Genomic DNA, 15,118 nt, shown 5'->3' on the forward strand with positions numbered 1-15,118 from the left:
TTAATGGTTGAGGCGGGCAGGCGCCTCAATCTCAAAACAGATCCCGTGACCCGGCTCGCTGGAGCAATGAATATGGCCCTGCAGGATCTGGGTCACACTGTTGTAAACGATATTCAGCCCCAGCCCCTTGCTGCGCTTGGCACTGGCACTAAAGAAGGGCTCGAAAATCCGCTTGCGTACCTCGTCGTTAACGCCGATTCCGTTATCGGTATAGACCAGGCGCAGCAGGTTATCGCTGCACTCTACCTCGATACTGATCTGGCCGTTGGGAATGTGGGCAAAACCATGCGCGATGGAGTTTTCTACCAGGTTGGTGATGATCTGGTAAAAAGCTCCGGGGTAGCTATGCAGCATCAGGTTGTCGGGGCAGTTAAGGTCGACCCGGTGCCCCTTGGCTTGCAGTCGGGGAGCCAGGCCTTTGAGCAGTTCGTTGAGGTATTCGTGGAGGTAGAAATCCCTCATCTCCTCGTTGTCACGGTCGACAGCCATTAATTTGAAACTGTTAATCAGGTCTGAGGTGGTGCGAATATTGTTCTGGATTAGTTGCAGCCCCTCATTCAGGGTTTTCATAAACTGCACCAGTTCGCTGCGCTTGAGGTCCTGGGACTCCACCTTCGCCAACAACCCAGCAGTGATAAGCTCCAGGTGCGAGGCCGCGGTGACACAGATACCGATCGGCGTGTTGATTTCATGGGCGACCCCCGCTACAAGGCTGCCGAGGGACGCCTGCTTCTCCGACTCGATCAGCTGGCTTTGCAGCTCGGTCAGGTGCTGTACGGTCTGCTGCAGATCCTGGGTTCGCTCATGTACTCTCTGCTCAAGCTGGTTGTTGAGTCGCTGAACCTCCTCTTCGGCCTGTTTGCGCTCAGTGATATCGATGACCAACCCCTCAAGCGTACCCTCAGCGGTTTGATCATCGTATACCTCCATACCGCGTTCCAGTACCCAGCGCGTTTGCTGGTCCTGGGTGATGAGGCGGTAGGTGAGCTGGTAGGCACGCTGGTTATTGGTGGCATCTTCGATCTGGTCCAGAACCCGCGAGCGGTCGTCGGGGTGGATGATCTCACCGAAGCTGACCTCCTGGCTGTTGTTGAGCTGTTGGGGGCTGTACCCGGTGAGGTCCAGGCAACCTGCACTGGCCATCAGCAGGTTACGCTGCTGGTTTTTTTCGCAGCGGTAGGCCATGCCGGGGATGGTGGATAGCAGGCGCTCGAGCTCACGGCTGCGGGTGTCGAGTTCCAGCTGCGAGTCATGGTAGTTAATCAGGGTTTCCCTGAAGGCTTGCACGGCCTTGAATATTTCCGAAAACTCATTATCAGCCTGGGTGGTGGGCACCCTGATATCGGTATTTCCATGGGACAGCTCTGCAAGCACGGCTACCAGGCGACCGATGCTTTTCCCCATCTGGCGTGATATCAACCAGCTGCCTAATAGAATGAAAACGATCGTGGCCAACAGCAGCAGGCCAAGGTCAAACAGCCTGCTATCGGTCTGCTTCTGGATAGCCACTAGCTGGTCGAGCCCCTGTTGCTGGCGGTCGCGCAGCAGAGCGCTGAGTTGGGCGGTGGCCGACTGGAAGTGGGTGTTGGCTTCGCTCAAGTGCAGCAGTTGCGAGCCAGTGATACTGCTCTCAGAGAGGGGGTGGGCTGCACTGCTGAGGCTGGTTAGGTACTGGTTCAGCGTCTCACCTGTGCGATCCAGCCTGACCAGTTCGGAATCGCTGAAATGGAAGCGTTTCCTGAGGTGGCTAATGCGTTCAACGATCCTTTCGGCCTCACCAATTCCAACGCGTAAAAGGGTCTCACGTTGTGCCCGGTCTGTCTCCCTGCTCAGGTTTGCGAACAGGGCAAGGTGTTGATCAATCAACTCGGTACGATAGTCAGTCAGCGTGTCAGCAAGGTCAACGTAGGAATCAAAAATATTGGTAAGCTTGACGGTCTGGCTTCCCTGCGCAGCAAAAAAACTGACCGCTACATAACCGACCAGGGCTGCAGTGATGAGGGAGATCAGCAGATACTGTGTCTTGACTTTCATAGCCTTCAGAATGGACCAAAGCGTCAGGCTTGGCTAGCGGGTCTCCGGAGTAAAATGCCGCAACAGTTGCAAAATAAACTGCTTGCTTTATAAATGCTGCTATCTGCATGGCATTATAAGAACTATGAGCGAAAAAAGACGATATCTACGAACCGATATGGATCTGCTAATCAGGGTCTGGGGGGAAGGGACACCTGAGAGAATTTTACATACGCGGGATCTGTCCGATGGGGGCCTGTTTCTGCTGATCAATGGACAGGAGGTCCCCGAGGTGGGGGCCGTCGTCAATGTCCAGGTGCAGGGGCTGCCGATCGAAGCACCGGTCAAGACCATGGAAGTGGTGCGTATCGAGTCTGCCGGCGTCGGCTTGAAGCACATCGACTAGCCCCTGGCCTGCCTGCCGCCCTGCGACGCCAACACCCTTTGGAGGCTCCAGCCGGTTACAAATATCTATTGCGTCGCTGGGTGAGAGCCGATAACCTGCCTTTTTTACCCTCTTGGCTGCCTAATAAATGATCGATGCGGGCCTGATCAACCTGCCAGTGCAGAGTCATCGCCACCACCACCACTTCCACCAGATGATCGTGGGGGTGTCCGGTTGCGCCGACTTCGAGGTCGACGGGCTGGGTCACCGCCTGGATCGTTGGCAGGGCTGTGTGGTTCCCTCTGATCACCCCCATTATTACTGCGGAGACCCCGACAACCGGGTTCTGGTACTGAATCTGCCTTTTGGGGGAAACGACCTGCTGCCTGACCGGGTGGTTGAACGACTGTTTGAGCGCCCCGGTTACTTCACCATGGATCCTCGCCTGCAGCAGCTGCTCTCACTGGGCATTCAGGAAATCCAGCAATTCCCCCATGACCAGGGGTTGGCCGCCCATGTGGCGGCCACCTTTATCCACGGTCTCTCCCACCGCCTGGGCCAGTCCCAGTCGTCCCCGCCCAGCCCCCGTGGCCGTCAACTCGACCGCGAGCGCCTTGACCAGTTTATCGACGCCCACCTTGGGGAGTCGATCAGCGTCTTTGCGCTGGCCAAGCGTGTTCACCTCAGTCCAAGCCAGTTCCAGCGTGTTTTCAAGGAGGGGTATGGCATAACGCCCCACCAGTACGTGATCACCCGGCGCCTGCAGAAAGCCCGCGAGCTGCTGACCGATAGCACTCTGTCGATCAGCGAGATTGCCGACCATTGCGGTTTTTCCAGCCAGAGTGCCCTGACCTGCGCCCTCCAGCGCCACCAGGGTGTCACCCCCGGCCAGCTTCGCCGATCCTGAGGCTTCCCTTCGCACCCGTTCTCGGCGCCTGCCCCTTCAAATCGTCGGGTCTCTTATACTTTCGTATAACAGAAAACCACTAACCGTCGCCCAGACTGTATTCAATGCGCGTTTTTCGAAAAGCGGTAGTGGTTTTTTGTAAGACGTGGATCCCGCCCACTGGCTACCGTAATCGGATACCCGAAGAACACCCGATGAGTCTGCCAGTCAGCGACCGGGTTCCATCAACTGCAAATGGGGGGCGACCTGCGTCGGCCCCGTTACTCCTTGCCAGGATCTGATCATGTTTAAAGCGACCGATATCCTATCGCCCGAGTTCATCCAGCGTGACGCCGCTTCACTGAAGGACGCCATCTCACCCAACTATTGTGTTGATGAGGTGGAGTTGCTGAATGAGCTCTTGCTGCTGGCGACCCCGGAGCAGCCAGAGCTGGAGTCCATCACCCGTGAAGCCTCGCGCCTGATCGAGAAGGTGCGCGATAACGACGAAGCGATCCATATGATCGATGCGCTGTTGCTGGAGTACAGCCTCGACACCCAGGAGGGCATTCTTCTGATGTGCCTGGCGGAGGCATTGATGCGGGTGCCCGATGCGGACACCGCCGATGCCCTGATCAGGGATAAGCTCTCCGTAGCGGACTGGAATAACCATCTCAGCAACAGTGACTCGCTGCTGGTAAACGCCTCTACCTGGGGGCTGATGCTGACCGGGAAGGTGATTACCATGGACAGCCGTATCGATGGTTCGCCGGCCAATATCATAAACCGGCTGGTTAACCGGGTTGGGGAGCCGGTGATCCGCAAGGCGATGAACCAGGCGATGAAGATCATGGGCAAGCACTTTGTGTTGGGCCGCGGTATCGATGAAGCCCTCAGCAACGCCCGCAAGAAGATGGAGAAGGGCTACACCTACTCCTTCGATATGCTTGGTGAGGCCGCCTTGACCGCCCGCGATGCCGACAAATACCTGAACGATTATCTCAAGGCGATTGCGCGTGTGGGCCAGCAAAACAGCAAGGCTTCTGTGGGTGAGGCGGGAATCCCCCTGCCGTCGGTGTCGATCAAACTGTCGGCCCTCCACCCCCGCTACGAAGAGGGTAAGAAGCAGCGAGTGCTGGAGGAGCTCTACCGCAGTGTGTTGAAGCTGGCGACCGAAGCGCGGGCACTGAACGTTGGCATTACCATCGACGCCGAGGAGATGGATCGGCTGGAGTTGTCGCTGGAGCTGTTTGAAAAGCTCTATCGCAGTGACGAGATCAAGGGGTGGGGCAATTTTGGCCTGGTGGTGCAGGCTTACTCCAAGCGCGCCCTGCCGGTATTGGCCTGGCTGGCGGCCATCGCCCGCGAACAGGGTGACCTCATCCCGCTGCGCCTGGTGAAGGGGGCCTACTGGGACAGCGAAATCAAGTTGTGCCAACAGCACGGGATCGAAGCCTACCCCGTGTTTACTCGCAAGGAGGCAACGGATCTCTCCTACCTGGCCTGTGCCCGCTTCCTCTTCAGCGAGGCGGCGCGCGGCGTGATCTACCCCCAGTTTGCGACCCACAACGCCCACACGGTGGCCTGTGTTCGCAACCTGGCGACCAGTGATCGTTTCGAATTCCAGCGCCTCCATGGCATGGGGGACGCCCTATACAACGTTGTGGTGAGCGACAGCGGTCACAATGTCCGCATCTACGCTCCGGTGGGGGAGCATAAGGATCTGCTGCCCTACCTGGTGCGCCGGTTGTTGGAGAACGGGGCCAACTCCTCCTTTGTACACCGCCTAGTGGATGCCAATACCCCGGTAGCCAGTTTGGTGCAGCATCCGGCCGAGCAACTCAAGGCTTATCGAAGCCTCAACAATGACCGCATTCCCCTGCCTCCGGAGCTGTTCGGAGAGGAGCGCCGCAATTCGGCCGGGGTCAATATCGAAATTGCCAGTCAGTGGCAACCGTTAAAGGAGCAGATTAACGCGATGTTCGAAAAACAGTGGAAAGGGGGCACCATCTTCAACGGTGCGGTGGAGGCATCGGGTCCGCTGCAGGCGGTTTATTGCCCCTATGATCGCCAGCGCCTGGTGGGACAGGTGCAGTGGGCCAGTGCCGAGGATGTTACCCGTGCGATCGACGCCGCCGCCGAGGCCTTCGAAGCGTGGAACCGGACGCCGGTCAAGGATCGCGCCCTGTGCCTCGAGCGGATGGCGGACCTGATGGAGACTCATCGGGCCGAGCTGATCGCCCTCTGCCACCTGGAAGCGGGCAAGATCATCGAGGACAGCGTCGATGAGATCCGCGAGGCGGTTGATTTCTGCCGTTATTACGCCCAGCAGGCCCGCCAGCAGTTTGGCGAGCCGATGCTGATGCCGGGGCCCACCGGTGAGTCCAATGAGCTGTTTCTGGAGGGGCGCGGGGTATTTGCCTGCATCAGCCCCTGGAACTTCCCGCTGGCGATCTTTATCGGCCAGGTGGTTGCTGCCCTGGTGGCCGGTAACAGCGTGGTGGCCAAGCCGGCGGAGCAGACCAGTCTGATTGCTTCACGGGCAGTGGAGCTGCTGATTGAAGCCGGGGTGCCGGCTGCGGCGATCCAGTTGGTGGCCGGTGAAGGAGCGGTGGTGGGCAACGCCATCACTGCCGATGAACGCATCGCCGGCGTCGCCTTTACCGGATCTACCGACACCGCGCGCCGTATCAACCGTGCGCTGGCTAATCGCGACGGAGCCATAGCCCCGTTGATCGCCGAGACCGGCGGCCAGAACGCGATGATTGTCGATAGCACCGCGCTGCCCGAGCAGGTGGTCAAGGACGCGATCGAGTCCGCCTTCAAGAGTGCCGGCCAGCGCTGCTCGGCGTTGCGTGTGCTCTATGTGCAGGAGGATATAGCGCCGCGTATCAAGGAGCTGCTTACCGGAGCCATGGCGGAGTTGAGCCTGGGCGATCCCTCCCTGCACGCCACCGACATCGGCCCGGTGATCGATGCCCGTGCCCAGTCGATGCTGCAGGAACACATCGCTGCCATGCGTGAGCAGGGACAGTTGATTGCCGAGGCACCGCTGGCACCCGAGGTGGCTGAGCGCGGCTACTTCGTGGCCCCGATCGCTTTCCAGATCGACTCCATGAACCGCCTGACCAAGGAAAACTTTGGCCCGGTTCTGCACCTGGTCACCTACAAGGCCAGCGAGCTTGATCGGGTGATTGAGGAGATCAACGGCTCCGGATACGGGCTGACGCTGGGGGTGCATACCCGTAACGAAACCACGGCCCAGTATATCGACAGCCGGGTACGGGTGGGCAACGTCTACATCAACCGTAACCAGATCGGCGCCGCCGTCGGCGTGCAGCCCTTTGGTGGGCAGGGGCTGTCCGGCACCGGCCCCAAGGCGGGTGGCCCACGTTACCTGTTCCGTTTTGCCACGGAACGGACCCGGACGATCAATACCACCGCCGTGGGGGGCAACGCGACCCTGCTCTCCCTGGAGAGTGAGGTGGTCTGATCCCCTGGCCGGTTTGGCCGGCCTTGGCGCCGCGCCCCGAGGAGCAACTCTCCCTAGGCGCGGCGTGCCTCCCCTTAACCCTTTGGTGCGGCCAGCGGGGCGTTCAACGACCAATGGAAAAGGGACGTCAGGGGAGGGTCACTGCAGGGACGTGGTGAACAGAATAACAACCGACCCACTAAAACGAGATAACGGGAGAACCACTCCATGATTGAACATTCGCTGGTCATTACCATGACCTTTATCGCCTACCTGATATTGATGCTAGCGATCGGCTATGTGGCCTATCAGCGTACCAGTAACTCATCCGACTACTTTCTGGGGGGGCGCTCACTGGGGCCATGGCCGGCGGCCCTCTCGGCCGGCGCTTCCGATATGAGCGGCTGGTTGCTGTTGGGTTTGCCCGGGTATGCCATGTCGGCAGGATTCGAGGCGTTCTGGCTGGCCGGAGGTCTGTTGCTGGGGTTCTGGGGCAACTGGGTACTGATGGCCAGGCGCCTGCGGGTCTATACCATCATCTCCAACGACTCCCTGACCCTGCCTGAGTTTTTTGCCAACCGCTTCCGCGATAACAGTCGCTTGCTGCAGGTGATCTCAGCGTTCTTTATCCTGCTGTTTTTCCTCTTCTACACCAGCTCCGGCCTGGTGGCGGGCGGCAAGCTGTTCGAAACCGTGTTCGGCCTGGATTACACCTGGGCGGTGGTGATCGGCGCTCTTTGCGTGATCTCCTACACCCTGTTCGGTGGTTTCCTGGCCGTCTCCTGGACCGATCTGGTGCAGGGGCTGCTGATGGCGGCGGCGCTACTGATTGTGCCGATCGTTGCCCTCGATGGCAGCTTTGGCAGCGTGTTTACCGACATGGAAGCGATCAATCCACAGCTGCTCGATATGTTCACCGACAGCAAGGGGGAGGCGCTCTCCTGGATCGCCATCGTATCCCTGCTGGCCTGGGGTCTGGGCTATTTTGGCCAGCCGCACATCCTGGCCCGTTTTGCCGCGATTCGCAGCAACCGTGACATTCCCGCCGCCCGCCGTATTGCGGTGACCTGGTCCGGCCTGAGCCAGCTGGGTGCGCTGTTGGTCGGCTTTGTCGGCCTGCTCTACGTCACTGCCAACATGGGCGGTGAGCTGGGTGATTCCGAGAAGATCTTCATGGTGCTGGTGAACGCCCTCTTTCACCCGGTGATCGCCGGTATCCTGCTGGCGGCCATCCTGGCGGCGGTGATGAGTACCGCTGACTCCCAGCTGCTGGTCTCCTCGTCGGCACTGGCGGAGGACTTCTACAAGGCGCTGGTCAAGCGCGACGCAACCCCGGAGCAGGTGGTGAAGGTGGGCCGTTATGCCGTGATTGCCATCTCCTTTGTGGCCCTGGCCCTGGCCCTGACCCCCGACAGCTCGGTGCTGGGGCTTGTCTCCTACGCGTGGGCGGGCTTTGGCGCCTCCTTTGGCCCGGCCCTGCTGCTGGCCTTGTACTGGAAGCGGATGAATCGCAACGGCGCACTGGCGGGCATCATCGTGGGTGGCGTGACCATCGTGGTATGGAAGCAGTTGAGCGGAGGCTTGTTTGATATCTACGAGATCGTGCCCGGTATCCTGTTCAGCACCATCGCGATTGTGGTGGCGACCCTGCTGAGCCCGGCGCCGGAAGCGGATATTGTTGCCGAGTTCGAGCGCATGGAGTCGGAACTGGATAACGACGAGGTAGCGGGCCGGGAATCGGCCTAAGCAAGCGCCCATCGCTGAGACGCGACACGCAAACATCAAAAGCATAAGGCCCCCAGGTGGACCAACCATCTGGGGGCTTGCTTCAGGTGGACTAGCCGGTCAGGGCTGCCAGGGCCATCAGGGCGGCCAGGGCTAAAACAACCCAGAGTGCGATATCACCAATTCGATGCTCAAGGGCATCCAGTTCTTTGAGGGTCATGGCCGACTCCAGCAATTAGCGGGTAACAACCTAACGGTAGCCCGTTTCCTGCCGATGGCTAGCCATCATAAAAAAGCCGTCTAACAGGGTTAACGGCTTAGCGCTGATGGCTCTTATCAAGCGAGAAAAGCTACAATGTTGCCCCTGGTCACGCCTGGAGCTCGTTGTGGACCTCTATCTGGATACGCTGCTGTTTACCGTTGAAATTACGGTTCCGATCTTTGTGATCGTGTTTCTCGGCGCCTTTTTGCGCCGCATCGGTTTTATCAACGAAAACTTCATCGAGATCTCCTCTCGCCTGGTGTTCAACGTCACCTTGCCGGCGCTGCTGTTCATCAGCATCATCAAGCTGGATCTTTCCCAGGTCTTTGATCCTCGCCAATTGCTCTACTCGGTGCTGGCGACCCTGCTGGTGTTTTTCTCGCTTTGGTTTCTGTCGGGCGCGATGGTGGCCCGGGGGGATCAGCGCGGTGTGTTTGTACAGGGCTCCTTTCGCAGCAATCTTGGCATTACCGGACTCGCGCTGTCGGCCAATATGTACGGTGAACCTGGACTGGCCATGGCGTCGTTGTTGATGGCCACCCTGACCCCGCTTTATAACGTGCTCTCGGTGTTTGCCCTGATGGCCGCCAACCGGCGGGGGGAGCGTATCGACTGGCGCGGCATCGGGCTGGGTATTGTACGCAACCCGCTGATCCTTTCTATCGCCCTCGCGGTGGTGTTGGCTCACATCAAGGTGGAGTTGCCCGCCGTACTGCTCAAGACCGGGAGCTACTTTTCCGCCATGACGCTGCCGTTGGCCCTGCTGGGGATCGGCGGTACCCTGAGCCTGAAGGCGCTGGGTAAGGCGTCGTCGCTCTCCCTGTGGACGGCAATTCTTAAGTTGGTGATGGTGCCTTTGCTCCTCACTCTGGGGGCGCTTGCGCTAGGGTTCAGGGGCGAAGCGCTGGGGATCATGTTCCTGATGTTTGCCAGCCCCACCGCCGCCGTCAGCTTTGTGATGAGCCGGGCGATGGGGGGCGACTCAGAACTGGCGGCCAGTATTATCCTGATCACCACGCTGGGCTCGCTACTCAGTATCAGCGTGGGTATCTTCCTGCTCCGCTTACTGCAGCTGGCTTGACCCGCCTGCCGGCCTAAAGGGTTAGCGGGGCGGTGGTATTGGCTCTGATTCGCTGGCGAAGGGGTTGGTCAGGGGGGAGTCGATTCCAGCCAGCGGCACATCGGGGTGGTAGCGCTGCATGATCGTGCGGACTGCAAGCTCTTCGTGGCTGCGGGTGTCCACAATCAGCAGGTACTGACCGGCATCAATTGCTCGCTGAAAGCGGGCCGTCTTGTAGTTCTGCTGGTGACGTCCGCTCAGTGCCCCGACCCAGCCACCACTGATGATACAGAGCGCGGTAATGAGAATGACGGCGGTGCTGGAGATCTGTTCTCCGACCGGCTGGGTGCCGATGATCAGCAGGGAGATCAGGAGACCGCTCAGCCCCCCCATGATGGCACCACGCTCACCACTGTGGACAATGTTGGTGCTGTGCAGCGGGGTTGCCGCCCGCAGCTGATGGTGCATCAGCCCCTCGGTGTCCCGGCTGATGATATGAAAACGCCAGTCCGAAACGCCTTCGGCGTGCAGGTCTTCCGAGATCTGCTCCGCACTCTCGATACTGTCGGTGAGGTAATAGAGTCGTTTCATGGCTCGATCCTCCGGCAGGGGGCAGGGCGGGATATCCCGACCCAGTGAGGGCTGATTATAAAAAAGAAGCCGTGGGGGTGCAGCCCTCTGTTAGATCGATTAGCTGGAAAGATGGGGTTTTTTAGATAATTAAGTTTAGGTCACCGGCAACTCGCGTGCGCGTTCAAAGTAACGCTCGCAGTGGTGCGAGAGACGGTAAAAGCGCCAGCTCGACAACAGGGCCATGAGCCCCAGCCCGCTGGCCAGGCCGATCCATATGCCGATTCCTCGCCAGTCGAGTACAAAACCCAGCACGACCGCCAGACCGACGCCGACACCCCAGAAACTGAGGGCGCCCATCAGCATCGGAATTCGGGTGTCGGGAAAACCATGCAACGCGCCGACTGCTGTGAGCTGGATACCGTCCATCACCTGAAAGATGGCGAGCACCACGAGAAAGCCGCTGGCGAGCTCGATAACCCGGGTATTGGCGGGGTCCAGGCTGTCCAGGAAAAGGGCAATGATCAGTTGTGGGAAACTCCAGATAAATAGCGCCAGCAATAGCATGACGGATGCGCCAAGGGCGATGGCGATCCAGCCACTGCGGGCCACAGCGAGCGGGTTACGCTGCCCCATGGCGCTGCCTACCCGTACCGTGGCGGCATTACCGATGCCGAGGATAAACATGTAGGTCACTGTGCCGACCTGTATCGCGATCTGGTGGGCGGCCACCGAGGCACTGTCGAAGAAGCCCATTAGCAAAATGGTGACCGAGAAGAGTCCCTCCTCCAGCAGGAAGGCAAGGCTGATGGGACCCCCGATGCGTAACAGGCGAATGAGGAGCGCGGGATCAAAGTCGAAGCCCCGGCTAAACAACTGGTAGCGGCGGAATGTCGGTCGGATGGCAATGATAAGGGTCAGGCTGATCACCATAAAAAGGTTGACCAGGATGCTGGCGGTGGCGGCGCCACGTACTCCCATGGCCGGAAAACCCCAGTAACCGAAGATCAGCAGGTAGTTGAGGAGGATATTGAGCAGTACGGCCACCCCCATCACCACCAGCGCGGGTAGCGGGCTCTGCAGTGAGGAGAAGAGGTTGCGGGTGGCGATCATCAGCATGGCGGGGATCAGGCTCCAGCGCATCACCTCCATGTACTCAACCCCGGTGGCCACCAGAGCGGGTTGCTGGCCCAGTAGCAGTAGCAGTGGGCCAACCCAGCCCAGGGCCAGGCTGAGGGCCGCGCTCACCCCCCCCGCTAACAGCCAGCTGTGGTGCATGCAGTGACGCAGCTGGTCAACCTCATTGGCACTCGCGGCCCGAGCCAGCAGGGGAGTAGCGGCAACGATCAGGCCGATGGCGATCATTGAGAGCAGCAGGTAGATGTTGAGGGAGAGGGCGGTGCCTGCCAGCACCTCATAACCCAAGCGCCCGATCATGATGGTGTCGATCGCGCCGATGGCGACCTGCCCCAGGAAAATCAGGGAAAGAGGGGTGGCGAGGGCCAGCATACTGCGAACCTCGGCCATGAGGGCGGGATGGCGCATACCAGTGGTCGGAACCTGTCGGTGAAAGCGACCATTGTAGAGGTCAGTGTGTTATTTTTGAAACTCTGTTTTTTATATCAAACAAAAATGCCCCCGATGAAGAGGGCTGTCGCCAAAGGGGTGAGTTAGATCTTCAGGTTGGGGCTGTTTCCCCGCTGGCTGTACTGCATGTCCACAATTTGCCAATGCCCCTGGGGGGTGCGGCAGACGACCCCAGTAACGCGCTCGTTGGGGTCTTCCAGCAAAAACTCCCGGCAGTAGGTGCCGCTCCCGGTTCGGTAAGTGCGCACCGGCAGCAGGCGGCCGTCCGGCTGGTCGGGATTGCTCCAGGGCTGGGCGACCCCGCTGATGTTACGCTCCATGGTGTTCTGGAACTGAGGCAGGTTTTCCAGGCTACGGCTGAGGGTTTGCTGTGGCGACCACTGGGCAGGGCTCGCGCCGCTGCCAGTGGAGGCCGGCAGGTTCATCCCGATCACCAGCCCGGCCACAGAAGCGGCCAGTAGCCCGCCTGCCCGAGCAAACCAACCGCCAGCGCCGGAGGTTGGAGTGGACAGCTGGGTGCCGCTGGCGTGTATCGGAGTGCGTTGGTTAAAGGCCTGGCGAACCAGGGTGTCGGCCTCGACCAGGGCCTGCAACCGGTCGCGCAGGGTTTCGTCCTCGCCGAGCTGCTGTTCCAGGCGCTGGCGGGTGGGCAGATCGAGCTCGTTGTCCATGTAGGCGCAGAGCAACTCGTCGCTGATCGGTTCGCGAACGCTCATTGGAATCTCTCCTTGCGGGTCCCAACCGCGCTTTTTTCCGGCTGAACAGTGGGGGAGTTGCACTGTTCACTGATGGTTTTACGTGCCCTTGCCAATCGACTGGTCACGGTGCCAATAGGAATCCCGAGGGTGGCGGCCACCTCCTTGTAGGAGAGACCCTCGATGCTGACCATCAGCAGTACCAGTCGATAGGCTTCGGGCATGGCGGCCAACAGGTCCAGCACCTGTTCAAGCTGCTTCCTGCTCTCTAACTGCTGGCTGCTGTCAGGCTGTTCGTTTTCGATCACCAGATAGGGGCGCTTGCGTTGCACCACCGCCTGGGCGTTGCGTTGGTTAAAGTAGATGTTTTGTACGATGCGGTACATCCAGCTGTCGAGCCGGGTACCCTCCTCGAACTGTTCCAGGCGTTCCAGCGCACGGCTGTAGGCCTGCTGCACCAGATCCTCTGCATCGTGGTGGTCGTTACACAGGCGCAGGGCGAATCGCTGCATCCGCGGATAGAGATCCGTCAGTGCGCGTTTGAGTTTTCGCTCCCGGAGCGTTTTGATCATGGGCAGAGGGCCATCGGTTGGTGAAGAAGCCTGCTTTCTAGCTATACAACAACTATAGAGACGATTTATTCCCGGCAAGGGCAAAAATATTTTTTGAAATAAATTAAGGGGAGGTGGGAATAAAACCTGGTGCCGGCTGTTGTCCCTTGTGAGAGATGCAGAAAACTCTGCCCGCTTCCCACAAAGGAACCGACTATGAAGACCCTACCCCCCCTTAAGCACAGTGGTGCATCGGCCTCACCTGGCCTGCGCCGTATTCGATTCAGCCCCCTGAAGCTGCTCAGCTGCTCAGCGCTGGCCACCATCCTGATGGCAGCGCCCATCAGCTACGATGTGGATAGCGGAGAGTTGACCTACCAGAGTGCGTGGGCCCGCTCCTGCTTTATCGGTTGTACCCGTATCCTGATGGCGGACGGTAGCTATCGGGCGATCAAGGATATTCGGGTTGGCGAGCGGGTGGTGGGTGAGTCCGGCCAGATCAACCGCGTCGTGCAGATTGAACGGGTCCCCCTCGCGGGACGGGCGCTCTTCAGCCTCAATGGTGGTAAGGCTTTTGTAACGGCCGAACACCCCTTCCGCAGTACCGATGGATGGCGCTCCATCTCGCCTCGGGACACCTTCCGTGAAAATCCTAACCTGAGTGTGAAGGCGTTGGAGGTGGGACATGCGGTTCTGCGCTTCAGCCACTTTGAACAGGGGCTTGCCCAGGGCGGCGATGGCCTCGCCCGTGAGTTGATGCTGGTGCCTGAATTTGTTGAGGAGACGCTGACCTCCATAGAACCGAGTGAGGGTAGCTCCCTGGAGGTGGTGTACAACCTGCTGCTTGATGGTAACAACACCTACATAGCCGATGACTATCTGGTCCACAACAAGGGCGGCGATGGCGGCGGCGATGGCGGTGGCGGCGATGGTGGCGGCGGCGATGGTGGCGGCGGCGGCGATGGTGGTGGTGATGATGGCGGCTCCGATTCCAGCGGCAGTGGCAGCGGTGGCGACGACAGCGGCTCCGATGACGATTCCAGCGGTCGTGGTGATGGCGATGACAGCGATTCCGATGACTCGGATGATGATTCCAGCGGCCGGGGCCGAGGGGGTGGAGACGATGACTCCAGCGACGACGGGCGCGGTGACGATGATGACGGAGGTCGCCGAGGGCGTGGCCTGGGGGACGATGATCTCAATGACCAGGGGTTGAAGACACGGGGCGATGGCTCGATTGACGATACCCAGCCCGGCCAGTCACGCTCTGCCGACGATGACGACTTCAATGCAGCGGGCCAGAAAACCCGTGGAGACGGCTCCATTGATGATAGTCAGCCCGGCCAGTCACGCTCTGCCGGCGATGACGACTTCAATGCAGCGGGCCAGAAAACCCGTGGGGACGGCTCCATTGATGATAGTCAGCCCGGCCAGTCACGCTCTGCTGACGATGACGACTTCAATGCGGCGGGTCAGAAAACCCGTGGTGACGGCTCCATTGATGACTCCCAGCCAGGCCAGGTGGGTGATGACAGTCGCGACCGTAGCCGAGATCGCTCGCGAACCGAGGATCGGAGTCGAGTAGATGATGACTCCTCTCGAACTCGCAGTAGTACCGAAGACAGGAGCAGGGTAGATGACGACTCTTCTCGTAGCAGAAGTCGCACAGAATCAGAGAGCAGGGGGTTTGATGACCGTGATGCTTTAAGTGCAGAACAGGAGGCCGAAGCGATCGAAAACGGCTGGAGATAGGCGAGGATGCGAGTGTAGGTTTCGTTTAAAAGCGGGACCTACTCGTATTTTTTTCGTCTCCTTTCTAACAAGCACAAAAGCGAATGTCCTGGAGGGCTTATGATGGTTAGCAAACTACCAGCAAATCTGCTTGTTGTGGGTGTGTTTTCGCTTACCCTGT

The 15,118-nt window shown here is 59.5% G+C and carries 11 protein-coding genes; 6 read left to right on the plus strand and 5 right to left on the minus strand.

The features are described 5' to 3' along the window. The gene (locus D0544_RS04115; protein ID WP_125014729.1) at positions 1-2,034 is read right to left on the minus strand and encodes a sensor histidine kinase; all 2,034 of its coding nucleotides are present in this window, start codon (positions 2,032-2,034) and stop codon (positions 1-3) included. A gap of 124 nt (positions 2,035-2,158) precedes the next feature. Here D0544_RS04115 and D0544_RS04120 point away from each other — a divergent pair, with 124 nt between their 5' ends. From D0544_RS04120 to D0544_RS04140, 5 genes are all read left to right on the plus strand, one after another. Continuing rightward, entirely contained in the window at positions 2,159-2,419 is a 261-nt protein-coding gene (locus D0544_RS04120) for a PilZ domain-containing protein (RefSeq protein WP_125014730.1), read from the plus strand. Between the two features lie 127 nt (positions 2,420-2,546). Next, positions 2,547-3,305 carry a helix-turn-helix domain-containing protein gene (locus D0544_RS04125; protein ID WP_125014731.1) on the plus strand — a complete coding sequence of 253 codons (759 nt, stop codon included), beginning with the start codon at positions 2,547-2,549 and terminating at the stop codon, positions 3,303-3,305. A 283-nt stretch (positions 3,306-3,588) separates the two neighbouring features. Beyond that, positions 3,589-6,777 (plus strand): bifunctional proline dehydrogenase/L-glutamate gamma-semialdehyde dehydrogenase PutA, encoded by a 3,189-nt coding sequence (gene putA, locus D0544_RS04130; protein ID WP_125014732.1) that lies wholly within the window; start codon positions 3,589-3,591, stop codon positions 6,775-6,777. Between the two features lie 207 nt (positions 6,778-6,984). Beyond that, positions 6,985-8,502, plus strand: a complete 1,518-nt coding sequence (putP, locus tag D0544_RS04135; protein ID WP_207905755.1) for a sodium/proline symporter PutP — start codon at positions 6,985-6,987, stop codon at positions 8,500-8,502. A gap of 365 nt (positions 8,503-8,867) precedes the next feature. Continuing rightward, a complete protein-coding gene (locus D0544_RS04140; RefSeq protein WP_164880830.1) occupies positions 8,868-9,824 on the plus strand; it encodes an AEC family transporter in 957 nt (318 codons plus the stop codon). Between the two features lie 21 nt (positions 9,825-9,845). On the opposite strand, the gene D0544_RS04145 is transcribed toward D0544_RS04140, so the two are convergent. The 4 genes from D0544_RS04145 to D0544_RS04160 all read right to left on the minus strand — a co-directional run bounded on the left by D0544_RS04145 (position 9,846) and on the right by D0544_RS04160 (position 13,227). Continuing rightward, on the minus strand, positions 9,846-10,394 hold the full coding sequence (locus D0544_RS04145; protein ID WP_125014734.1) for a hypothetical protein: 549 nt from the start codon (positions 10,392-10,394) through the stop codon (positions 9,846-9,848). 135 nt (positions 10,395-10,529) lie between these two features. Continuing rightward, the gene (locus D0544_RS04150; RefSeq protein ID WP_125014735.1) at positions 10,530-11,918 is read right to left on the minus strand and encodes an MATE family efflux transporter; all 1,389 of its coding nucleotides are present in this window, start codon (positions 11,916-11,918) and stop codon (positions 10,530-10,532) included. A 125-nt stretch (positions 11,919-12,043) separates the two neighbouring features. Next, a complete protein-coding gene (locus tag D0544_RS04155; protein ID WP_125014736.1) occupies positions 12,044-12,676 on the minus strand; it encodes a hypothetical protein in 633 nt (210 codons plus the stop codon). Further along, complete coding sequence (locus tag D0544_RS04160; protein WP_125014737.1) at positions 12,673-13,227, minus strand: RNA polymerase sigma factor; 555 nt, start codon at positions 13,225-13,227, stop codon at positions 12,673-12,675. Before D0544_RS04160 ends, D0544_RS04155 begins: the two co-directional genes overlap by 4 nt. Positions 13,228-13,422: 195 nt before the next feature. Between D0544_RS04160 and D0544_RS04165 the strand changes: the two genes are divergently transcribed. Further along, a complete protein-coding gene (locus D0544_RS04165; protein WP_125014738.1) occupies positions 13,423-14,958 on the plus strand; it encodes a Hint domain-containing protein in 1,536 nt (511 codons plus the stop codon). Positions 14,959-15,118 lie beyond the last annotated feature (160 nt).

This window comes from Aestuariirhabdus litorea (assembly GCF_003864255.1).
GTDB classification, from domain to species: Bacteria; Pseudomonadota; Gammaproteobacteria; order Pseudomonadales; family Aestuariirhabdaceae; genus Aestuariirhabdus; species Aestuariirhabdus litorea.